General features: G+C 42.9%; 19 protein-coding genes. 7 read left to right on the forward strand and 12 right to left on the reverse strand.

What is annotated here, in order from left to right:
- The first annotated feature begins 134 nt into the window (after positions 1–134).
- Positions 135–1,466, forward strand: a complete 1,332-nt coding sequence (locus tag CDH51_RS10245; RefSeq protein WP_100629408.1) for an NAD(P)/FAD-dependent oxidoreductase — start codon at positions 135–137, stop codon at positions 1,464–1,466.
- Positions 1,467–1,552: 86 nt separating this feature from the next.
- The gene (locus CDH51_RS10250; RefSeq protein WP_100628495.1) at positions 1,553–1,960 is read left to right on the forward strand and encodes a Spy/CpxP family protein refolding chaperone; all 408 of its coding nucleotides are present in this window, start codon (positions 1,553–1,555) and stop codon (positions 1,958–1,960) included.
- 57 nt (positions 1,961–2,017) lie between these two features.
- On the opposite strand, the gene CDH51_RS10255 is transcribed toward CDH51_RS10250, so the two are convergent.
- The 5 genes from CDH51_RS10255 to mutY form a co-directional block, all read right to left on the reverse strand.
- Complete coding sequence (locus tag CDH51_RS10255) at positions 2,018–3,496, reverse strand: glutamate synthase subunit beta (protein WP_100628496.1); 1,479 nt, start codon at positions 3,494–3,496, stop codon at positions 2,018–2,020.
- A gap of 1 nt (position 3,497) precedes the next feature.
- Positions 3,498–7,988: a glutamate synthase large subunit gene (gene gltB / locus CDH51_RS10260; RefSeq protein ID WP_100628497.1), complete on the reverse strand. Its 4,491-nt coding sequence runs from the start codon at positions 7,986–7,988 to the stop codon at positions 3,498–3,500.
- Positions 7,989–8,360: 372 nt separating this feature from the next.
- Positions 8,361–9,710: a gliding motility-associated protein GldE gene (gene gldE, locus CDH51_RS10265; protein ID WP_026946387.1), complete on the reverse strand. Its 1,350-nt coding sequence runs from the start codon at positions 9,708–9,710 to the stop codon at positions 8,361–8,363.
- 61 nt (positions 9,711–9,771) lie between these two features.
- Positions 9,772–10,242 carry a single-stranded DNA-binding protein gene (locus CDH51_RS10270; protein ID WP_100628498.1) on the reverse strand — a complete coding sequence of 157 codons (471 nt, stop codon included), beginning with the start codon at positions 10,240–10,242 and terminating at the stop codon, positions 9,772–9,774.
- A gap of 38 nt (positions 10,243–10,280) precedes the next feature.
- Positions 10,281–11,351, reverse strand: coding sequence for an A/G-specific adenine glycosylase (gene mutY, locus CDH51_RS10275; protein ID WP_100628499.1), 1,071 nt, complete (start codon positions 11,349–11,351; stop codon positions 10,281–10,283).
- 145 nt (positions 11,352–11,496) lie between these two features.
- On the opposite strand from mutY, the gene CDH51_RS10280 reads away from it, so the two are divergent.
- From CDH51_RS10280 to CDH51_RS10290, 3 genes are all read left to right on the forward strand, one after another.
- Positions 11,497–11,805 (forward strand): HU family DNA-binding protein, encoded by a 309-nt coding sequence (locus tag CDH51_RS10280; RefSeq protein WP_024284423.1) that lies wholly within the window; start codon positions 11,497–11,499, stop codon positions 11,803–11,805.
- Between the two features lie 19 nt (positions 11,806–11,824).
- Entirely contained in the window at positions 11,825–12,637 is an 813-nt protein-coding gene (locus tag CDH51_RS10285; RefSeq protein WP_100628500.1) for a tetratricopeptide repeat protein, read from the forward strand.
- Positions 12,638–12,826: 189 nt separating this feature from the next.
- The gene (locus tag CDH51_RS10290; RefSeq protein WP_026946383.1) at positions 12,827–14,398 is read left to right on the forward strand and encodes an Rne/Rng family ribonuclease; all 1,572 of its coding nucleotides are present in this window, start codon (positions 12,827–12,829) and stop codon (positions 14,396–14,398) included.
- Positions 14,399–14,413: 15 nt separating this feature from the next.
- On the opposite strand, the gene CDH51_RS10295 is transcribed toward CDH51_RS10290, so the two are convergent.
- The 6 genes from CDH51_RS10295 to CDH51_RS10320 all read right to left on the reverse strand — a co-directional run bounded on the left by CDH51_RS10295 (position 14,414) and on the right by CDH51_RS10320 (position 21,482).
- Positions 14,414–15,514 (reverse strand): DUF4221 family protein, encoded by a 1,101-nt coding sequence (locus tag CDH51_RS10295; protein WP_100628501.1) that lies wholly within the window; start codon positions 15,512–15,514, stop codon positions 14,414–14,416.
- Position 15,515: 1 nt separating this feature from the next.
- The gene (locus tag CDH51_RS10300; RefSeq protein ID WP_100628502.1) at positions 15,516–16,733 is read right to left on the reverse strand and encodes a hypothetical protein; all 1,218 of its coding nucleotides are present in this window, start codon (positions 16,731–16,733) and stop codon (positions 15,516–15,518) included.
- Positions 16,734–16,769: 36 nt separating this feature from the next.
- Positions 16,770–17,522, reverse strand: a complete 753-nt coding sequence (locus CDH51_RS10305; protein ID WP_100628503.1) for a LytR/AlgR family response regulator transcription factor — start codon at positions 17,520–17,522, stop codon at positions 16,770–16,772.
- The gene (locus CDH51_RS10310; RefSeq protein WP_100628504.1) at positions 17,519–18,589 is read right to left on the reverse strand and encodes a sensor histidine kinase; all 1,071 of its coding nucleotides are present in this window, start codon (positions 18,587–18,589) and stop codon (positions 17,519–17,521) included. Before CDH51_RS10310 ends, CDH51_RS10305 begins: the two co-directional genes overlap by 4 nt.
- A 77-nt stretch (positions 18,590–18,666) precedes the next feature.
- Complete coding sequence (locus CDH51_RS10315; RefSeq protein ID WP_100628505.1) at positions 18,667–19,311, reverse strand: hypothetical protein; 645 nt, start codon at positions 19,309–19,311, stop codon at positions 18,667–18,669.
- An 11-nt stretch (positions 19,312–19,322) separates the two neighbouring features.
- Positions 19,323–21,482, reverse strand: coding sequence for a TonB-dependent receptor (locus tag CDH51_RS10320; RefSeq protein WP_100628506.1), 2,160 nt, complete (start codon positions 21,480–21,482; stop codon positions 19,323–19,325).
- 205 nt (positions 21,483–21,687) lie between these two features.
- On the opposite strand from CDH51_RS10320, the gene CDH51_RS10325 reads away from it, so the two are divergent.
- Positions 21,688–21,963, forward strand: coding sequence for a type II toxin-antitoxin system RelE/ParE family toxin (locus tag CDH51_RS10325; RefSeq protein WP_100628507.1), 276 nt, complete (start codon positions 21,688–21,690; stop codon positions 21,961–21,963).
- Positions 21,964–21,977: 14 nt separating this feature from the next.
- The gene (locus tag CDH51_RS10330; protein WP_100628508.1) at positions 21,978–22,280 is read left to right on the forward strand and encodes a HigA family addiction module antitoxin; all 303 of its coding nucleotides are present in this window, start codon (positions 21,978–21,980) and stop codon (positions 22,278–22,280) included.
- On the opposite strand, the gene CDH51_RS10335 is transcribed toward CDH51_RS10330, so the two are convergent.
- The gene (locus CDH51_RS10335; protein ID WP_100628509.1) at positions 22,277–23,398 is read right to left on the reverse strand and encodes an amidohydrolase family protein; all 1,122 of its coding nucleotides are present in this window, start codon (positions 23,396–23,398) and stop codon (positions 22,277–22,279) included. The genes CDH51_RS10330 and CDH51_RS10335 overlap by 4 nt on opposite strands.
- Positions 23,399–23,463 lie beyond the last annotated feature (65 nt).

Genomic DNA, 23,463 nt, shown 5'->3' on the forward strand with positions numbered 1-23,463 from the left:
TTGCTTGATTTGGGCCAAAAATAGCAAATCTTTTCTTTTTGTGGGCAGGAAAGTCATATCAAGCGAATGCAGTAAATTTTATAGCAAAAACTCGGTCCAAGCTCTTCTTTTCTCGTAAAAAGAAACAAAAACCCATGCAAGCACTCCAGGACTCTCCCCTACCCAATATTCCGGTTTCCCAAAATCCAAAAGTCGTCATCATCGGTGCTGGATTTGCTGGACTCAAACTCGCCCGAAGTCTCAACAAAAAGAAGTTTCAGGTAATCCTTTTGGATAAAAACAATTACCATCAGTTTCAGCCGCTTTTTTATCAAGTAGCTACTGCTGGCTTAGAGCCAAGCGCGATTAGTTTCCCCTTGAGAAAGATTTTTCACCACTCCAAAAATGTCATCTTCCGTATGGCTGAAGTCCATGAAGTCGATTCAGAAAAAAAGCGGGTCATTACCAATCTCGGCTTTCTGGAATATGATTATTTGGTTTTGGCTATGGGTGCAGACAGCAATTTTTTTGGAAATAAATCCATAGAAGCCTATTCGTCACCGATGAAAACGGTCTCGGAGGCTTTGTACATACGAAACAAGATTATCTCCAACTATGAGCGTGCTATCAATATCGAAAAACCCGAAAACAGGCGCTCCCTCATGAATGTAGTGATAGTGGGAGGAGGACCTACAGGAGTGGAGCTTGCCGGTGCAGTAGCAGAACTGAGGAATAATGTTCTTCCCATCGACTACCCCGAATTGAGTTTTAAAAACATGAAAGTAGTCCTGATCGAGGCAGGAGAAAACTTATTGGGGCCCATGTCTACAGAAGCAAGACAGAAAGCGAAGGATTATCTCGAAAAGCTCGGTGTAGAAGTCCGACTCAAGACTCTCGTAAAAGACTATGATGGGAAATCAGTGAGATTGGGAAATGAGGAAACCATTGAGACAGAAACTCTACTTTGGGCAGCGGGAATTAAACCTAATAAAATTAAAGGGCTACACGAGGAAATCTATGCCAAGAATGGTAGAATCCATGTGAATGAATATTCCGAAATCAATGGAATGAAGGATGTATTTGCACTTGGAGACATCAGCCTTTTGCAGGAAGAAAAGTACCCATGCGGACACCCTCAGGTAGCGCAGGTAGCCTTGCAGCAAGCAGCACAGCTTGCAAAAAACCTTCCGAAAATTGAACACGGAGAAAAACCCTCTCCCTTCCACTATCGGGATCTGGGCTCCATGGCTACAGTAGGTCGGAAACTCGCAGTAGTGGATTTGCCATTCGTCAAGTTCCAGGGATTGATGGCTTGGCTCACTTGGTTATTTGTGCATTTGATGGCGATTTTGGGAGTCAAAAACAGACTATTCATCTTCTTGGACTGGTCTTGGAACTACCTCAGCTTTGATCCAAGTCTTCGCTTACTGATCAAGCCCAAGTATGTCAGAGAATCCGAACGGGCTGAATTGATTGAGCAAAAGTGAATAAATGTTAAACTCAAGTTTAACTCCAAGGCCGAATAAACCTTGGAAATTTTTTGGAGTCAAATAGCCAAACAAACCACAAAAAGATGAAAAAGCTATTAGTCAGTATCGCAATGATTTTCTTCGTTTCTCTTGGTGTATTTGCCCAGCAACAGCGCCGAGGAGAGAGACCAGATCCGGAAGCAAGGGCCAAAATGATGACCGAGCGAATGGCCGAAGAACTCGGGCTGAATGAAGAACAGAAAGCCAAGATTCTAGAAATCAATTTAGCAAATGCTCAAAAAAGAAAGGCGGCAATGGAATCTCAAAGAGCTGATCGCGAAGCTCTAAAAGAAGAAATGAAAAAACAGGATGAGCAAATCAAAGAAATTCTCACAGAAGAGCAACGGAAGAAATGGGAAGAGTTAAAAGAAACTCGAAGAAGTCGAGGACCAAGAGGAGGTCAGATTGAAGACCGAGAGGAGTTTAGAAAGCGTCGAGGGGGTAATCTCTAAAACAAAAAAAACCACCGTTTTGGTGGTTTTTTTTGTTTAAATCGATATAACAACAATTTATTCAATTCCAGCAATCTCATCCTCCACATGGAAGAAAGACTCGTCTTTTTGAGGAAGAGATGATTCTCCCATCAGGAATTCATCCACTTTCACAGCAGCCTCTCTTCCCTCTGAAATTGCCCAGACAACCAGGGACTGTCCTCGCCGCATATCTCCAGCTAGAAATACCTTTGAATTGCTACTTTGGTAATTCTTGGATTTTGGAAGGGTATTTTCCATGGTATCTACTCCAAAAGCTTCCAAAAGACCATTTTGGGCAGGTCCGGTATAACCAATTGCCAAGAATGCCAAATCACATGGAACTACTCTATCTGTTCCAGCTATTTCTTCAAAGGTCATTTTACCATCCTTCTCCATCCATTCGATATCCACTAGTTTTAAGCCAGTCACCTCTCCGGCCTCATTCCCAATAAACTCCTTGGTCAGGATGGAGAAAACTCGCTCAGCCCCTTCTTCATGGGAGCTGGAAGTTTTAAGGGTCATCGGCCATTCAGGCCATGGATTCAGAACAGTTCGCTGTTTGGGTGGCTTGGGAAGCAATTCCAACTGTGTGATGGAAAGTGCTCCATGCCTATTGGAGGTACCGATACAGTCACTTCCGGTATCGCCTCCACCGATTACTAAGACATGCTTTCCTTTTGCAGAAATTGGGTTTTCTTGGATTTCTCCTCCGATTACCTGATTCTGTTTTCCAAGAAAATCCATCGCAAAGTGGACTCCCTTTAGATCAGATCCTTTGATGTTCAGTGCACGCGGCTGTTGGGCTCCCGTTGCAATCAAAACTGCATCAAAGTTTCGTAGAATATTTTCCGCCTTGATATTGAATCCGACATCTGTATTGCAAATGAAAATCACACCTTCCTGCTTCATCAGATCAATGCGGCGATCGATTACCCACTTTTCAAGTTTGAAATCCGGGATCCCATATCGGAGCAAACCTCCCGGCTTTGCGTCCTTTTCAAAAACAGTAACCTCATGCCCAGCTTGGTTGAGCTGATCTGCAGCAGCCAAACCCGCCGGTCCAGAGCCAATCACCGCTATTTGCTTTCCAGTTCGAGTTTGAGGAGGATTAGGCTGAATCAACCCTAATTCATAAGCCTTTTCGGCAATATTCTTCTCGATTAACTCGATGGCTACCGGGTCCTTGTTGATCCCCAAGACACAACTTGCCTCACATGGAGCGGGGCAGATTCTCCCTGTAAACTCGGGAAAATTATTCGTGCTTTTCAAGATTTGAATTGCCTGCTCCCATTCTTTATTGTAAACCGCGTCGTTAAACTCCGGAATTACATTTCCCAGCGGACAGCCCTGATGACAAAAAGGAATACCGCAATCCATACAGCGTGCTGCTTGATGATTGAGCTTTTCCTCAGGAAAGTCCTCATAGATTTCTTTGTAATCTCCAACCCGCTCTTTGGGGTCTCTACTGATTGGCAGCTCTCGCTGAAATTGTAAAAATCCTTCTTTCGCTCCCATCTTATGCCAATGTTTTTGATTGTTCTTTTGCTCTTTTTTCCAATACCGCCTTGTAATCCCTCGGAATTACCTTGATGAATTTCAGGCTTTGCTTTTCCCAATCGTCTAGAAATACCTGACCAAGCTGACTACCAGTAAGCTTCACATGCTTTCTCAAGAACGATTGGATGGTATCTAGATCTTCTTTGGTAAGTGGATCTACATCCACCAACTCAGGGTTTATTTCTGTGATAAAATCTTGAAGTATGTAGGCGATTCCTCCACTCATACCTGCAGCAAAATTCCGACCTACCTCGCCTAGATTAATCATCAGTCCACCGGTCATATATTCACAACCATGATCACCGATGCCTTCCACGACGGTTTTTACTCCAGAATTTCTCACACAGAAACGCTCTCCTCCCTTTCCATTGATAAATGCCTCACCAGAAGTCGCTCCATAAAAAGCCACATTACCGATGATGATATTTTCCTCTGGTTTGAATCGTGCATTTCTGCTTGGATAGACTGTCAACCTTCCTCCGGAGAGTCCTTTTCCGAAATAGTCGTTAGCCTCTCCTTCTAATTCAAAGCTGACGCCTTTGGTCAAAAATCCACCGAATGTCTGTCCTGCGGATCCAGTGAATTTGATCTGAATCGTATCATCCGGCAAGCCGGGACTACCATAGATTTTAGAAATTTCGTTGGAAAGCATCGCTCCCACGGCACGATCCGTATTTTTGATTTGAAATGCCCCAGTGACTGGAATTCCCTGCTCTAGAGAAGGTTTTGCCGCTTCAATTAGCTTGGTATCCAATACTTCGGACAAGTCCCAATCCTGATCGATTTGCTTGTGAATACCTACATGATCAGGCACCTCCACTTTGTGGAAAATCGGTGATAAATCCACCTTATCCCACTTCCAGTGATTCAGATGTCCTGTAGACTGAAGGACATGACTTTGACCGACCATTTCATCCACCGTGGCAAAGCCCAAAGAGGCCATGATTTCCCGAAGGTCCTGGACAAGGAAGTGGAAATAATTCACCACATGATCAGGATCCCCGGTAAATAGCTTTCTCAACTCCGGATTTTGGGTAGCAATTCCAACAGGACAAGTATTCAAGTGACACTTTCGCATCATGATACAGCCCTCGACCACCAAAGCAGCGGTAGAAATACCCCACTCTTCTGCACCCAATAAAGTAGCGATAGCCAAGTCTCTTCCTGTACGGACCTGACCATCAGTCTGCAATACAACTCGGCTCCGAAGATTATTTTTCACCAAGGTTTGATGAGCTTCAGAAAGCCCAAGCTCCCAAGGTAAGCCCGCATGGCGAATGGATGAAAGTGGCGATGCACCCGTACCTCCATCAGCTCCAGAGATCAAAATGACATCTGCCATTGCTTTTGCTACTCCCGCAGCGACAGTACCAACACCGGCCTGGGAAACCAATTTCACATTGATTCTGGCTTTTCGATTGGCATTTTTCAAATCATAGATCAACTGAGCCAAATCTTCAATCGAATAAATATCATGGTGTGGCGGTGGGGAAATCAATCCAACGCCTGGAGTCGAATGGCGTACTCTTCCGATCCAATCATCTACTTTATGCCCCGGAAGTTGCCCTCCTTCACCAGGCTTGGCTCCTTGAGCCATTTTAATTTGTAATTCGTCTGCGTTTGCCAGATAGTTACTCGTCACTCCAAAACGACCTGAGGCCACCTGCTTGATAGCAGATCGTTCCCAATCACCATTTTCTTTTCGCTCGAATCGAATTTCGTCTTCTCCTCCCTCACCCGAATTGCTTTTCGCACCAATCCGGTTCATGGCTATCGCCAAGGTGGTATGAGCTTCATGCGAAATCGAACCGAAGGACATGGCTCCTGTAGCAAAGCGTCGCAAAATCGACTCCGCAGGCTCCACTTCTTCGATCGGAATAGAAATTCGCTTTTTGAATTCAAAAAGCCCTCTTAGAGTCAGCGCATCCTTGCTTTGCTCATTGATTTTAGATGCAAATTTTTTGTACAGACCGTAATCATTCAGTCGCGTGGACTTTTGAAGCAAATGAATCGTCTCAGGGTTGAACAAGTGTTTTTCTCCCTTTCGCTTCCATTGATACACCCCTCCTGTTTCCAAAATCGGGCTATTGCTATGATAAGCTGCTCGATGACGAATCAAAACCTCCTCTGCAAGCTCATCAAAAGAAACTCCGGAAATTCGGGAAATAGTCCCTTTGAAACATCGATCAATCACCTCAGGCCCTAATCCAATCGCTTCGAAAATCTGAGCTCCTTGATAGGACTGAAGCGTAGAGATTCCCATTTTTGAAAGCACCTTTAGCAAGCCCTTGCCAATGGCTTTTTGATAATTGGAGAAAAGCGCCTTTCGATCTTTGATCTCAGGGAATTGTCCTTTCTCATACATGGAAAGTAAAGATTCCAATGCCAGATATGGATTGATGGCTGAAGCACCATATCCAATCGCTGTCGCAAAGTGATGCGTCTCTCGAATATCCCCTGACTCTAAGACCAATCCAGCCTTGGTCCGGATTTTCTTTTTCACCAAGTGATGATGAACTGCTCCAATAGCCAACAAAGAAGGAATAGGAGCCCATTCTTCGTCACTGTTTCGGTCAGAGATAATGAGAATATTTTTCTTCGCTGCAATGGCTTCTTCAGCTGCTTTGCAAAGGCTATCCAAGGCTTCTAGCAGTCTTCCCGGCTGATGATCTGCCTTGAAATGTGCAAACAGCTTTTCGGAACGATAGCCCTGAGATTCCATGTTTTGAATCTTCTCAAGAGACTCATTCAGGAGCACCGGTTGAGAAATATGGATCTGCCGGGTGTGCTGCGGACTTTCTTCCAAAATATTGTAGCCTTCCCCAATTCTGGTGAAAAGAGACATCACCAATCGCTCTCTTATCGGATCAATCGGCGGATTGCTAACCTGCGCAAAAAGCTGCTTGAAATAATTAGCGATATGCTGGCTCTGCTTGCTCAAAACCGCCAAAGGAGTATCTGCCCCCATCGACCCCAACGCTTCCTGGCCATTGCCTCCCATAGGAGCAAGGACCACTTTTAGTTCCTCGGAAGTGTACCCAAAGACTGTTTGGCATTTCTTGATATTTTCAGTGGAGTATGGATGAGTCAAGACTTCCGGATCAGGCTCAAGACGAAGCTTAATTCGCTGTTCATTGACCCATTTTTCGTAGGGCTGACTCTGACAGATTTCAGACTTGATATCCTCGTCAAATCTTACTTTTCCTTGTTTCAGGTCTGCTAAAATCATTTTCCCGGGACTGATTCTTCCTTTTTGAACAATGGTAGCTTCCCGGATAGGCAAAGCACCAGCTTCGGAAGAAAGCACCAATCGCTCGTCTTTCGTAATGAAATAACGAAGTGGGCGAAGTCCATTTCGATCCAAGGTCGCACCTACATTTTCCCCATCGGTGAATAAAAGTGCTGCCGGACCATCCCAAGGCTCAACCAAGGAGGCATGAAACTTATAGAAAGCCTTTCGGTCTCTATCCATGACCTCATTGTCCTGCCAAGCTTCCGGCACGAGCATCATCATGGCATGGGAAATGGACCTTCCGGAGAGAGACAGCAGCTCGACCATTGCATCCAAATTAGCTGAATCCGAATTCAACTTATTAGTGATCGGCATCAGCATCTGAAGCTCTTCATCCGAGAAGAACTTAGACTTCATCAGCGTCTCTTTGGACTTCATTTTATTCAGGTTTCCCCGAATCGTATTAATCTCTCCATTGTGAGATAAGCATCTAAAGGGCTGTGCCAGACGCCAATTTGGGAACGTATTGGTAGAAAACCTGGAGTGTACGATCGCAAAAGCGGATTCGATTTTACTATTCTGTAGATCCTTGTAAAAAGGTAAAACTTGATCTGTACGAAGCTGCCCTTTATATATAAGTGTTTTGCTACTCAGTGAGGCAAAGTAGAAAGACTGGTTTACACCCGGAATATTCTGATTGATATGAGTAGTCGCATGGTTTCGTAAAACATATAATTTACGCTCCAAATCCAATCCCGTGAGTCCCTTTTTATGCTTAACAAAAAGCTGCTCAATATTTGGCATCACTTCCAAAGCGCCTGAACCCGGTACAGTCTCATCAACGGGTACTGGTCTGTAGCCTATCAGCTCAAACCCAAGCTCATCGATGATGGCATTGAGCTGTGCTTTTGACTTCTGGAAAAGCTGCTTATTTCTGGGAAAAAAAGTCATACCCACTCCGTAAGAGCCTTTTTCGGGTAATTCTATTTCCGTTCTTGCTGTGATATCCTTTAAAAAATCGTGCGGGACTTGGATCAAAATCCCTGCTCCGTCTCCCGTTTTGGGATCTGAGCCTCTTCCTCCCCGGTGTTCCATATTGCTCAACATAAACAACGCATCACTGATCGTTTCATGCGTCGCTTGAGCTGTCAAATCCACCACCGCTCCGATACCACAGGAATCATGTTCCAGATCGGGACGGTACATTCCATTTTGCATATATTTTACGATTTAATAGGTTCAAAATTTTCGAAAAATTACTAAAAAATTTCCTTTTTTTAAAATAAAGGCAATAGATCACCTTTATGGATGATTTATTTTTTAGAAAATCAATTTTTTTTGAATTTTCGGCAATTGAATTTTTAAAGAAAAAATAAACCCACTTTCAATAAATTGATCAATTTTTTGGAAAAGATGGATGAAAATTAAACCAGTTTTTGCGCGAAAATCAAATTAGTCAGGCAAACAGGTTTATTGGTGATTTATTAAAAAAAATTATCTACAAATAATCAGATGACTTCTCAAACTGAGGACAGTCTAATTATTCAACCAAATTTTATTTTGCTAAAATGGAAATAAGCCGAATTAAGCTCAATCAATGTTCTCGCCTATCCCATCCTTCTCACTATGTCTGATGTGGACTTTGACTTTCTTGATTCGCCGAGTATCTACAGCTAAGATGGTAAATTCAAAATTTTCAAAACCGATCTTGGTGCCGTTCTTGGGAAGTTTGCTGTTCAGCTCAAGTAATAAACCTCCTAGAGATTCACTTTCTCCCTTCACTTCATCAAAAATCTGCGAGTCTAGCTCAAGCTTTTTGCAAAAGTCATTTAATGAAATCTTTCCTTCAAAAATAAAGGTCTGAGGATCAAGTTCCTTAAAGAAAAAGTCGTCTGCATCATCAAACTCATCATTGATCTCTCCTATGATTTCCTCAATCAAGTCCTCTAAAGTCACCAAACCTGAAGTGCCGCCATATTCATCTACCACGATGGCCATATGCACCCGCTTTTGTTGAAAATCCTTCAAGAGGGAATCAACCTTTTTGTTTTCGGGCACAAAGAAACTCTTCCGGATAAGCTCTTGCCAGGCAAAATTCTCATCCCGCTCGATGTAAGGCAATAGATCTTTGATGTACAATATCCCCTGAATATTGTCAATAGTCTCATGAAAAACCGGAATTCTGGAATAGCCACTTTTATTGATCTTATCCATGAGTTCATGAAAATCCATCTCTGTATCGACAGCTGTGATTTCCATTCGGCTTCGCATCACCTGACGCACCGTAAGCGTACCAAAATTCACGATGCCTTTCAAGATCTCACGCTCCTCAGTAGGGGTATCCTCCGTGGTAAGCTCCAAGGCCTGATTCAATTCCTCCACCGAAAGTGTGTAACCCCTCTTTTCAATCCGTCTCTCAATAAGGTTGCTGATGGACATTAAGAAAATGGAAATCGGCTTCAATACAGAAGCAAAAAGATTCATGGTTGGGGCCATTCCAAGGCTAAATTCCTTTCTAGCTTTATTGGCATAGACCTTAGGGACAATTTCCCCAAAAAACACAATTGCAAATGTAATTCCGACGGTCTGTACCAGTATAACAATGATCCCTGTGGTATTCATCCCGAAAATAGTCCACACCACAAAGGTTGTCAGGGTCACAATGGCGATATTGATCATGTTATTCAGGATCAATATGGTGCTCAATAATACCTTCGGACGCTTGAGCAAATCAAGAACAGTTTTGCTTTTCGGAGTATCTTGATTGTACAGATCATCGAGGTCATCATTATTTAATGAGAAAAAAGCAACCTCAGAACCTGATACCAGGGCAGAACAAATAAGCAAAAGGATAAAAATCACTCCGTTGATTAGGAGGTAAGTAGGGCTGATTTCAGCGATTTGAGCGAGTAAATAGGCACTCGGGTAAGGGTCGTCCATGGACAAAACACGATGGTTAGTGCAAAATTACAAAATCCCCTGAATATTTCAGGGGATTGAATTAAAACGGAAGATCATCGTCGTCGTCGGACGGCGCTGAGATATCTGGTGCTGCCTCGGCTTTTGGTTGATTTGCCATTGGGTTTGAAGCAGGTTTATTTTCAGAATAACCTCCAGGAGCTCCTCCGCCCGGATTATCTGACTTGGAACCGAGCATGGTAAAGCTTAGCACACGAATCTTGGTCCGCTTCCGGTTATTCCCCTCTTGGTCTTGCCAGGTATCAGACTTTATTTTTCCTTCGACATAGAGCTGCATTCCTTTTTTAAGGTATTGCTCGGCGATTTTCGCTTGTCCGCCCCAAAGCTCCAAATCATGCCACTCAGTCTGCTCCACCCGATTTCCATTTCGGTCTTTGTAAGACTCTGTGGTTGCAAGTCGAAGATTGGCTACCACATTATCTCCTTCTAAATACTTGACTTCTGGGTCCGCACCGAGATTTCCCAAAAGAATAACTTTATTAACTCCTGCCATGATTTATTTGCTTGTTTTTGATTGAAAATTGAAGTTAATCAAAAGCCCTGATCGGTCAAAAAATTAACAATCAACTTGGGCTTAGCGAGGTATTCGATTTTTTCCTCCTCTACTAATAGATATCCTTCTTGCTCAGCCCAATTCTCAAGACTCGAACGGTTTTCATCTGGAATTTCAATCTCGGAAAATTCTGCATGCAGGCGCTGATGTGACAAAATATGTCGGTATTTTTTGGGAAACTTCTTTGGTTCACCAGCTTTTAGCAGAATGGCTAACCCTTCTTCCAGCGACTCCTTCTCCTTTTCAATCACCGGAAAATCAAACAGTCCTTCCCAGATATCTCCGGAGCTACGTTTTTTCCAGACCCAGCTTTCTCCACAGCGAATGACAAAATAATGCAGATGCCTGTCCCGAACTTTAGTTTTATTGATTTTGACAGGAAGATCATTGACGAGTTGATTATTGAAGGCAAAGCAAGAGCCTTGAATCGGGCAATTCACACAGTCGGGCTTATTGGGCACGCAAAGCCTCGCCCCAAAATCCATCATCGCCTGATTGTATTCAGCGGGATTGTCCTGAGGGATCAACTGATCGGCCAATTCCTGAAATTCCCGCTTCCCTTTTCCGCTGGCAATGTCTGTTTCGATCCCGAAAACTCGGGCAAGCACCCGAAATACATTTCCATCCACTACCGCTTTGGCTTCAGAAAAGGCAAAACTCGCTATTGCCGCTGCCGTGTAGATCCCCACCCCTTTAAGTTTTAAAAGCTCCGAATACGAATTGGGAAACTCTCCTGCCCTTTCAAACCAGATTTGCTTGGCACAAAAATGTAGGTTTCTGGCCCGACTGTAATATCCCAATCCTTGCCATAGTCTCAGCACTTCTTCCTCTGGTGCCTCTGCCAGGTCTTTGACCGTGGGATACTGCTCCACAAACTTGTAATAATAAGGTAGGCCTTGCGCGACTCTGGTTTGCTGCAAAATGATTTCCGAAAGCCAAATTTTATAGGGATCAGTGGTGCCTCTCCAAGGTAATTCTCTTGGATTTGTGCGATACCACTTGAGAATTTCTTTTGAAAAGGCTTGATTATCAGTTGATTTAAAATTCATTTGCTAAGAATAGGTCCAGCACAAAACTGGTTAATTTTTATGGATTTGTTTTTTAATTGAGCAGGTTCTCTTACATTTGCAGTCCCAAAAACACTTGGTTAATAGGTTGTTAAGCTTATTTAATAATTTCTAAATCTAAATCACCGTGACAAAAGCAGAAGTAATCACCAAAATCTCGGACATGACCGGGATCCAAAAGGATGATGTTACCCAGACAGTTGAAGCGTTTTTCAGCGTGGTCAAAGAATCCATGGCTGAAGGCGAAAACATTTATGTAAGAGGCTTTGGTAGCTTTATCAACAAGAAAAGAGCGAAAAAAATCGCTAGAAATATTTCTAAAAACACTGCCATTGTCATCGATGAGCATTACATCCCGGCTTTCAAGCCTTCAAAGGTGTTTATCGAAAAGATTAAAAGCAGTGACAAAATCAAAGAATTAGCTCCACAAGAATAGGTCTTAGGAGAAATTTGAAATGAAAAAAACACAGCTTATCCTCATTGTCGTCGGCCTTTTGGCAATAGCAGGGCTCTATTCCCTCCCAAAATTCGTCGTGGACAATGAGGGGCAAGCTGAAACAGCCACAGCACAGTCTTCTGCTGAAACTGCTTCCGACCCTGCCGCTATGCATGAGGCAGAGTTAAGTGAGGAAGCCGAAAGAAGTCTTGCTGAATTGCGATCCAAAGTAAGCAGTGAAGAAATTTCCCTGGAAGAACTGGAGCAAATGGCTGAACTTTACAAAGAAAAATCCTTGTACGACAGTGCGGGGTATTTTCTATCTTTGGCGGCAGAGCGATCTGATGAGATTTCTTGGGACGAAAAAACCGGTAATGCTTATTTTGAGGCTTTTACCTTTGCCTTGAATCCTGAGAAAGTCGAAGCTACCGCCCAACTCGTCAGAGAGTACCTCGGCACTGTGCTGGAAAACGATCCGGCACGCAGTGATTTGAAATCAAAAATAGCCATGACCTATGTGTCATCTTCCAATCCCATGCAAGGCATTATGATGCTTCGGGAGATTTTGGAAGAAGACCCTCAAAATGAAGATGCGCTTTTCAATATGGGCATCCTATCCATGCAGTCCGGACAGTATAAGCGGGCCGTGGAGCGATTTGAGGAGTTAATTAACTATCACCCTGACAATCTTCAGGGGCAGTTTTACTTAGGTGTAAGCTATTTCGAAGCCAATCAAAGAAATAAAGCAAGGGCTCAATTCGAAGCAGTGAAGGACATGACACAGGATGCGATGATTCTGGAAAGTGTGCAAAGCTACCTGGATAGGCTCTAAATAAAATTGTATCACTTTAAAACAACAAGACTATGCCTTGCGGAAAAAAAAGAAAAAGACATAAGATCTCTACGCACAAGCGTAAGAAAAGACTAAGAAAAAACAGACATAAGAAGAAGTAATACACTTCTTCTTATACCCGTTTTTAGACAAAAACACACGTTCATTTACATAGTATAAGACTAGATTTTGAGTACGGAATTGTTAATTGATTCTGCTCAAAACGGAAGTCGGATTGCCCTCCTTCAGGACAAAAGCTTGGTTGAACTGCACTCAGAAGGTGTAGACAATCAGTTTAAAGTGGGAGACATCTACCTGGGTACGGTAAGGAAAATAGTCAATGGGCTGAATGCAGCTTTCATTGATGTCGGCTACGAAAAAGATGCCTTCCTTCACTACCAAGACATGGGTCCCAATATTCGAAGCTTGCAGAAGTTCACCAAAATGGTGCGCAACAACAACTATTCGAATTACAACCTGAAGGGCTTTGAAAACGAGCCGGAAATAGACAAGATTGGAAAGATTTCTAACATCCTGTCTAAAAATAACCAAGTGCTCGTACAGGTTGTCAAAGAACCTATTTCGACGAAAGGCCCCCGACTATCTTGTGAGCTCTCTCTTCCTGGTCGCTACCTCGTTCTCGTTCCATTCTCAGATACAGTCAATGTATCCAAAAAGATTCGGAGCAGTGACGAGCGAAAAAGACTTTTGAGGCTTATCACTTCTATCAAACCTGCCAACTTCGGAGTAATCATCCGGACTGTGGCCGAAGGTCAGTCAGTCACCGAACTGGACAAAGACCTTCGAAACCTTCTCAATAATTGGGAAGAAGGAATGAAAAAGCTGCTAAAAGCCAAGAGTCGCGACAAAATTATTGGAGAGATGAGTATGGCCTCCTCACTAGTGAGAGACCTGCTCAATGAATCCTTCGATGCAATCACCGTAGAAGAAGAATCTACCTACGATCAGATTAAATCCTACATCAGGACAATAGCTCCTGAAAAAGAAAAAATTGTCAAGCTTTACAACGGTAAGGCTAAATTATTTGAAAGTTTTGGGATCGAAAAACAGATCAAAAGTCTGTTTGGACAGACGGTCAGCTTACCACAAGGAGGCTATGTGATCATCGAGCACACAGAAGCGCTCCATGTCATTGACGTCAATAGTGGCAATAAATCCAATCAGGAAAGCGACCAAGAATCTACCGCTTTGAAGACCAATATGGTTGCAGCCAAAGAGATCGCCAGACAGCTTCGCCTCCGGGATATGGGAGGTATCATCGTAGTCGATTTTATCGATATGAAGCGGGCCGAAAACAAAAAGGCCATCTATGATGCGATGAAAAATGAGCTGAAGGCAGACCGGTCCAAACATACGGTTCTACCGCTGACAAAATTCGGATTGATGCAAATCACCCGTCAGCGTGTTCGTCCAGAGGTCAATATCGTCACCAAGGAAGTCTGCCCTGCCTGCAATGGCACCGGCAAGATTCAAGCTTCAATTTTGGTGGCAGACAAACTGGAGAAAGACCTGGAGCACCTGCTGACTATGCAGAATATAGCCAAAGTCCAAATCGGACTGCATCCATATCTGCATGCCTACTTTACCCAAGGCATCATGAGCCGAAGGGTCAAGTGGTTTTTCAAATATTACAAATGGATAAAACTGATCAAAGACTCTTCCCTACCGGTGACGGAATACAGATTTGAAGATGAATCTGGAGAGGAAATAGAACTTAAAGTAAAAAGCGAGACTGAATAAGTCTCGCTTTTTTTATCATTTCATTTTTGAAAAATCCAGTCTTACAAAACCCACTTTTTCTTCTACTCCTAAATTTCCAATGGAATAATAGAATCCAACAGGGGTAGAAAACCCATTCCGATTTTCAGATAGATCGACTTCACCGAGCTTTTCAAAATCTTCATTCAAGACGATTAACTTCACTTTATATGGTCCTTTTGATTCTCGCACAGACTCAGGCCACAGACCTGTAATTACCTGCCTCAGATACACTTTTTGCACTTGATCAAAAGTTACCCAAACATACCTGCCTGAGTTATGATCCGGTAAAAACACCGTATACTCTCCTTGCTGCTCTGTTCTTCCCTTCAAAATTTCCAGCTTCTCATCCGTAGATGCATTCACCCATTGGCTTTTCTCTTCGGAAATCAAAAGCAAACTATCCAAAACCGGAAATGAAACTATTGTCTTTCCGCTCTTTGGGTTAAAAAAATGACTGTAAGGTCCAAGATTGGGATCATCATAATACTCTTTGAGCTTATCTGGAAAAGAAAAAGTAATGTGACTGCTAGTCTGATCATCGAGATTATATCGCAAGATCCAATTTTGATAGTCCATAATTTCCTCCTTCAAAACGAAAGGTACATCTGCGATAAGCAATTCATTTCCGATTTTGGAAATTGGATTATTGGGAACGGTAGTATAATTCACATACAGCCTTTCGGAGGGAACTCCAGGTAACTGCCATCGAGAAATGACTTCTCCTTCGAAATTTGCCTGAATCAACTTTGTCTCTGCATCTATGATAAAGATCCCTTCCTTGGTAATGACATGCTTGAAGGGACTATCTCCTACTCCATCCGGACCTTCCCGCATATAAAACTGCTCTGATACTTTTTTACCCTCCGGAAAGCTCCATCCAAGCAATTGCCTATTTTGAAAATCGAATAAATAAGCTCCCGAGTCTGTATCCATATAGGTCAGTGACTGAGAAATATTGGCGACGCCCTCATCCTTTTCCAGAACCAAAGTATCGACAATCAGGTCCTTAAAACTGAAAACCGGACTTTCCTTTTCTGGCTCCGAACATGAAAAAGCAATGACCACACATATCGCACCTACTACTTTCCCTTTCATCCTAAAGTTTGATAAACTCAAAAACTGACCAATTTTCCAATACCCTCAGGTCTGTATCACTTCCAAATAATGGATCTCTTAGCATCAACTTTTCCACTCGAATCTGATATCGACCAGGACTTAAATAACTTACATCAATAAGTGATTGATAAACCCGTTGTCCCGATCCAGCCAGCCGATACTTTGCCCAGCCATTCACAGAAATAAGCGAATCATTCACATAAATCCGATGCAGATCCGCTGTTTGATTTAACGCATGCCATTGTAAGGAATCAAGTGTTGAAGAGAAATCACTCTTAATCAATTCCATCATTTTTTGATCCCCTTCGTATCTGGCAACTCCTAATCTCAAATGCTTATCCGACACCTCTTCACTAGATAAAAAAGCCCGTGGAAATCGTTTATCTGATTCATGCTGAGACTCAAAATAGAGATTTTTTGCCGGCCAGTCTACTTCATGATCGAGCATATTTCGCTCATTAAAAAACAAGGTAAAATCTCTTACATCAGTCACGATGATGGGAGCTGCAAGCATAAAAATCAATACTATATACCCTATGGAATACCATTTGCCCAGGTTACTTTGATAAATCGCGGAAATGGAAGAAACGATAGATGTGGAATACCAGGATTTAAATTTTGTCTTCTTTTTGCTGAGCATCAATAGGGCAAAAAGAACCAATGTGATCATAAAAAAGAGATAAACCTGTAAAAATGTAAGGTCCAACCAAAGGTAAATAGCGACCAGCAAACCCAGATATAAGGTGATGGCCAAGAATGTTATAGATAGTGAAACGGGAAAGGCAAAGGTAGAACTACAGATTCGTTCTAATCGAAGAACCATAGCATCAGGTGAATGATAATCAAAGCCCTGGCCGGACTTAAATAGCTTTTCTTGAATGACCCCTTTTGGAAATGCATAGCTCAAGCCTAAAAGTCCAGCCCACATAAAGCGCAAACCAAGATGGACTACAAAAAAAATTTTGAACACACTGATAATGGCAGTCAGGTAGATTAAAACCAACCAGCTAAGCATACTACCTACTCCCACTTCCTGAATCAGAAATGCAGCGAATTCATAGACCCTAGAAGGAAACGCGAATAAAAAGGCGAGGATTATACCCGAAATAATGACCTCCGGCTCCCAGCTATTACGCTGCAATTGTTCGAGCCAGCTTAGCTCTTCATTCTTTCTGCTACTATCCGAATTGGAATTCATTTTTAAAAGTTAAGTCCTAGACTCTATATATCCCAATCATTGATCAAGCCAAGCCTTAAATTCACTCACTTTTTCCCTACTGACAAGAATATTAGGATCTTCACAACCCTGTAATTTAATCTTAAGGCGACTGTTGGAGTAGGTGAATACCGCTTCGATCGCTTCCAAAGAAGCGAGGTATTTGCGATTCAGCCTGAAAAAGCGAGTTGGGTCGAGTTGACTCTCCGTTTGCTCCAAAGTCTGATCAATGACATACTTTTTCCCAGCCCAGGTTTGCAAAAAAGTCACTCGCTCTTCACTGAAAAAGAATGCTACCTCATCTAAAGGCACACTTTGTATTTTGTCTCCAAAACTCACCAAAAATCGGGATTTGAAGCGTATTGATTGGGGTTTGAGTAATTGCTCGAGAAGTCGTCCGTCTAGCTGACTAGGAAGCTGGTTTTTCCGATATTTATCGACCGCCCGAGCCAATTCTTCCGGATCGATAGGCTTGAGCAGGTAGTCTACGGCGTTTACTTGAAATGCTTTAATCGCATACTGGTCAAAGGCCGTGGTGAATATTACAGGTGAAGAGACTGGGTTTTTCTGAAAAATCTCAAAACTCAGTCCGTCCGCCAATTGAATATCACAAAAAATCAAATCCGGCTCTGAATGTTCAGATAACCAACTCAGCGCCGAACGAACGCTATCCAAATTGCCTTCAAATTCTGCTGAAGGAAAATGGATTTTCAGCAAAGAAAGAAGCCTCTTCGCCGCAGGATTTTCATCTTCAATGATAAGTATTCTCATTGCTCAATCTTTATCAAAGGTAGGATTACTAAAAATTCGCTTTCACCTTTTTTGATGGTAGGAGCCTTTGCATTAAGAAGCTTATAGCGCTTCAAAATGTTTTCTAAACCTATTCCTGTGGAGCTTTCCTCAACTTGATTTTTGAGTTGTAGCGTATTACTTACCCATAGTTCATTCCCCTTTTGGCGAATATCGATAAACAAGGGGTTTTCCTTGGAAGCCACGTTATGTTTGATGGCGTTTTCGAGAAGCAACTGAAGAGATAAAGGCGGTAAATAAAACTGCTGTCCCTTTTCCTCCTTCATTCTAAATTGGAGGTTTTCTTCAAAGCGGATTTTCTGTAAATCCAGAAAGTTTTTAGCAAAGTCCAACTCCTTTTCCAAGGAGACTAGCTCCTCTTGCTGCACTTCTAGCACATAGCGGTAGATTTTGGAGAGTTTTTGGATAAAAGCAGCAGATCGATCGGCATCTTCATAGACCAGATTGGTGAGGACATTCAAGGAATTGAAGAGAAAATGAGGGTTAAGTTGATCCTTGAGACTTTGATATTGACTGGCAAAACGCTCCGCTTTCAATCTCTCAGCTTCCACGGCTGATTTGCGCCACTCACCCAGCCAAGACCAAGTGGTAAATATTGCCATGATGATCAGAGCCACTTGCATGGGGAAAGCAGTCAAGCGGAAAATCTCACCCCAAGGGATATTTTGTATCGCTAATTGCCCAGTCAGCCAGGCAAAGACAAAAACAAATACGAAGGAGACCACGAAGGAATAAGCCATGTAGATGCCAACCGTGGCGAAAAGCCTTCCAAATGGATAAACCACCCAAGGGATCTTTCGATCAAGCCAGCGAATAATCACCGTCCCTCCATAGCTTAAGGCGGATGAAATACAAAATGAAAAAGCAAAATCGGGAAATATTTGCTTTAGTCCCTCCAGAGATAAAAAGCAACTGGGGCAGGTGCTCGCCATCAGTACGAATGCAATGAGCAAGTTGATCCAAATAAAAGGACCCACTCGGGTAAAGAGGTCTTTGTGTGTCTCTGGTTTGTTTAGCTCGATTTGCATTGGTGGAAATTAAGAATAAAACCCAAACCAATGAACTGCTGGAGCATATTCATCAGCTTGGGTATTGTGGCTGGTTCTTATTGGCAGTTTTCAATTAGTGCTTTCGCAGTATTTGCTCCCCATGTTGGCAACAAGTAGTTTTCATCCACTTTCTGAGATTCTTTTCGGAAAAGCTCATCGGCCATCCGAGCCATACCACAGGCTTTTTCTGGACCTTGACCAAAAAACTCAGCCATTCCCAATTCCATCTGTGCCATCAAAACCACTGCACGTGGGTTTGCCCGATCTTGGTTGATTGCTGTGCCGTAGAGTTGCATTACTTGTGGGCTGAGGTTTTGTCCTCTGGAGACGGGGTCGACGGATACTTTTCCCATCAAGGCATATCCATGCAGCGCAGTCAACTCAGAATTATTTGGTGATACTTCCTTTGCTTTTTGTACGAGGTCTATTGCCTCGTCAAAGTATGCGTCCTTGTCCACATCAAAGCGGAAGGCAGTTTCGATTTTTGTCAGCGCAGCATAGTAAAGGGGTAACCATTCTCCGGATTCTGCCTCTGAAATTCTCAGAAAGGAATTGCTCACTTCCTGGGCCGATTCAGGGCTGTCGATTTGCTGCATAGCCTGAATTTGCGATTTGATAGCAGTCTCAAAGGCTCCATTGGATTGAGAAAAGGCTGAAAATGAAATAAAGACGAAGGCGAAGATTAGATTAAAGATTTTCATAAGAATTAGATTTAGAGGTTATTTAATTGATTAGCGTTTTTGTCTTTAGAAAGGGTCAGAAATAGGCCTAAGAATAGGAATCTTGGGGCAGGCTGACCGATAGCTCGGGATTCATAGACCCCTTGAGCATTGGGAGTGGCTGAGAAATCATATCCGAAAATATTTTCACGCCCCAGCACATTGGTGATCGCACCGTGGATAATCAGATTAGGACGGGGCAGGTAGCTCCAACTAAGGCTTAGATTTTGAAATCCAGGTGTTTTACTATTCATCTCACCGGGTAGATTAGGATTGGTATAAGCATAGCCGTCATTCACTGCGAGACTGGCTCCCAATTGAGACTTAAGACCGGTGACAAAGTGCTTTACTACCACAGAAAGATTATGCTTGGGAGCAAATCCAGGCTGAACTTGGGTGGTGAATTGCTCAAAGCTTCGCTTGCTGTCTACAAAGCTATAAGTCACCCAATAGTCTGTATTCTTTAGGGTTTGACGATCACGGAAGAATAAATCAAAACCTCGGGCGAAACCACTTCCTTCATTTCGGAGGTTCACAGGAGCCATGGGTACACCTTCAAATCGGATCAATTCAGCGTATTCTTTGTGAAAAGCTTCTGCACGGAAAGTAATCCCATCCTTATTCCAGAAATAATTCAAAATCAAATGATCAGCCTGTGTATTTTTCAAGTCATTGTTTAGGGCTCGATAATTCTCCAACGGAGCTTGTGAAAATTTTCCTGCTGCCAAGGACACCTGTCCATTTTTTGAGACCTGATAGGCAAAAGAGACTCGCGGATCTAGCCACTTTTCTTCGGAAAGCGAACTTAAGCCCCCTCGAAGCCCACCGCGTACCACTAATTTTTTGCTGAGATACCAATCCCACTCGGTGTACAAGTAGGTCTGACCATCCTGAAAGTTGCGCTCCAGACCTTCCAAAGGAAGCCCTTCGGCATAAGTGTTGATAAAGTGCTCCACTCCCAGTTTCATGGATACCCGATCTGAAAAATCCCGGATGGTAGATGCTTTCAAATGTGCCAGTTTATTGTCTCGAGTGGTCTGAATACTATCAAAAGCAATCTCATCTGAATTGGCGGAGATAGAAGCTCCCAAAAACCAAGTCCAACCATTTGGGCTAATTTTAGACCAATTACTTTGAGCGTAGCTATACTGATTTCGAAGATCAATCAGTGCACCGGCCCCTTCCTGCCCTGGCTCAGGCTGGCGGATTTTCATACCTCCCGATTCTGTCCGGCCCAAAACCTTCAAGAGTCCATCTTTGCCGAGCTTCTTTTGAGCCGCCACTTCTAAGTCCCATCCGAAAGGAGCCCTTTCGAAGTCAAAATCCTGCTTGACCAATCCTTGATAAGGTGACAGATCAAAATAATTTCCCGTGAGGGTAATACTCTGCTCCTCATTTGCTAAGGTGTGCGAATAGCCTCCACCAACCGACATCAGGCTTAAATCACCCTGATCGCGAATAGAAAGATCTTTTGTATTCAAAGCTAAAGCCGAAGAAAGCGCCTGTCCATATTCTGCAGAATAGCCTCCTGTGGAGAAAAATGTGCCTTTGAAAAGATTGGGATTGAAACGGGTACGAGTCGGAACATTTCCAGCGGTAGTGCCATAGGCATTGGCCACTCGAAGGCCATCAATGTAAATTCCCACCTCGCTAGCATCTCCTCCTCTTACAAAAAGTCGTCCGTCATTTCCTACGGAGCTCGTACCAGGCAAGGTCTGTAGGGCTCCGACAATATCTCCGACTGCACTAGGTGTGGTGACGATATCCAAGGGACGAAGTACAACCGACTTTTTCTCATCGGAAGCCTCCATAGCTCCAGCAGAAATAGTTACTCCACTAATGTCGGTGATGGATTCTCTTAATTCCTGATCAGGTATTTGCAAGGTTTCCCCTTCAACCGCTACCGGGATTTCTAGGGTTTTGAAACCCATCAATCGAAAAACCAATACCTGCATTCCGCTCTTTTCGGTACTGAATTCAAACTCTCCCTCCACGCCAGAAGTCGTCCCGTCATAGCTGCCTTTGAGCAAGACATTGACTCCAGGGAGAGGTATGCCTTTTTCATCCAAGACTCTTCCTGAAAGAACTGTCTGTCCAAAAGCCAAGCTTTGAAGTAGAAACAGGTAGCAGAAAAGTATAAGTCGAAGTTTCATAGCGAATCGTATTTGATCCAAAAATGAACTCCGAGACTGAGTTCAGGAAATCAACCTGACTGAAGTGTAGAAATCTTAGACTGAACTGTCAAAAATTGAGACTGAAAAATATCACTTTTAGGCATTTACTGTTTCAAAAACCTCAAAAGCACCTATCATTAAAAACAAATGCTTATCTTTAACGTTAGTATCTCTATTCGTTAGCATGATTGTTTCATTTGGTTCAAAGGATACAGAAAAAATATGGAACGGAGAGCGTGTCCAAAAAATCCCAGCTGAAATACAAAAAGTCGGTAGAAGAAAATTGAGAATGATCAATAACTCTCAAAACTGGTCTGACCTGAGAATTCCTCCATCAAATAAGCTTGAGAAACTGAAAGGTTCAGATTTTTTTAGTATTCGAATAAATGACCAATGGAGAATTGTGTTTCGTTGGATAGACAATGGTGCTCACGATGTTGAGATAATGGACTATCATTAAAAAAGAAAATTAAAATGGAAAGACTACCAAATATTCACCCGGGAGAAGTTTTGCTTGAGGAGTTTCTACGTCCACTAAATATCACAGCGTATCGACTATCAAAAGACACAGAAATCCCTCAAACCCGAATTTCACAAATCATCAAAGGTAAAAGAAGAATTACTGCTGACACCGCACTTCGATTAAGCTCCTATTTTGGAAACTCTGCGAACTTCTGGCTAGGGCTCCAAGATGATTATGATATCGAGGAAGCACAAGTAAATAATGAAGACTTATTGGAAAGGATTAAGAAAAATGCCCCAAAACAAATGGTTTAATCCGGAAAAAGCGATGAATCCATCCCAGGTACGATCCTCAGCGCATTTTTATAATAGACCTTTTTGAGTACCTCATCAGGAAGATTCAGACCATACATTCGCCAGAAGGCATGATACTTTTTGTAATAGGGGAAATATTCGTCAGCTGTCTCCAAAACTCGGAAGTAGGTATGAAATTCCTCTGGATTGTACGCGTCTTTTCCAAATAACAAACGATCCTGATTTTTAATAAAAAACTCCCGGGCTCTTCTCGGCTGTCTTCCGAATTCGGCGATGACAGCTCCAATGCCAAAATTGACATTAGGATATTTTGCCAGATGAGCTTCAGCTTTGTCCAGGTCATTAGCCATCCAGCCCATGTGAGCATTGATAAAGGTCGTATTCGGATGCTTTTCGAAGACATGGTGCTGCTCAGCAATGATTTGCTCGAATGGGGCAGGGTCTGTAGCAGATCGCTGACGTCGGGGATGCGTCTTGAGTTCAAGCCAACGCTCATTATTCGCATCCATCGGCTGCCAAAACTGAGCGGGATCCGCAGAGTGAATCAATACGGGAATTCCAAGCTCACCTGCTTTGGCCCAAACAGGATCCAAATCGGGATGATCGACAGGTACACGGTTGCCTTGGATGTCCGTCACATTCAAACCTAGACTCTTGTAAATCTTCAAGCCTACCGCTCCGGCTGCTACATCTTCTTCTAGTTCCTTGACGGCAATTCGGCTCCAGTTCTCATCTCCAAACCCTGCAAAATTCAAGTTGGTGAAAACCATAAATCTTCCCGGTGCGTGAGTTTCAAACTCCTTGAGCATCCCACGGATATACTCTTGCTGGCTATTGGAATCACCTCTGCCAAATCCTCTACCACTCAAATTGACTAGAACCCCCATGTTCAATTCCTTCATGTCCGAAAGAAGCTGATCAATTTTCTCCTTGTTGACACCGCCCTGATGGCTGTGGATATCCACGAATGGAAACTTGGCCCGGGTGACGATGGTCTCCTCTACTTTTAAGGTGGATGGCGGATTATATTCTTCAAAGCTCATCTCTTGCCCCTGAGCAATTCCAACAGCACTTGATAGAAAGATTACCGAAAGCAGGATTCGAAAGATTTTTTTCATGTGTTTATAATTTGATTTTCAAAAGCCACATGGAATCTTTGACGATTAAAATAATCATTTCCCTG

It is taken from the genome of Algoriphagus formosus (assembly GCF_002807035.1).
GTDB classification, from domain to species: Bacteria; Bacteroidota; Bacteroidia; order Cytophagales; family Cyclobacteriaceae; genus Algoriphagus; species Algoriphagus formosus.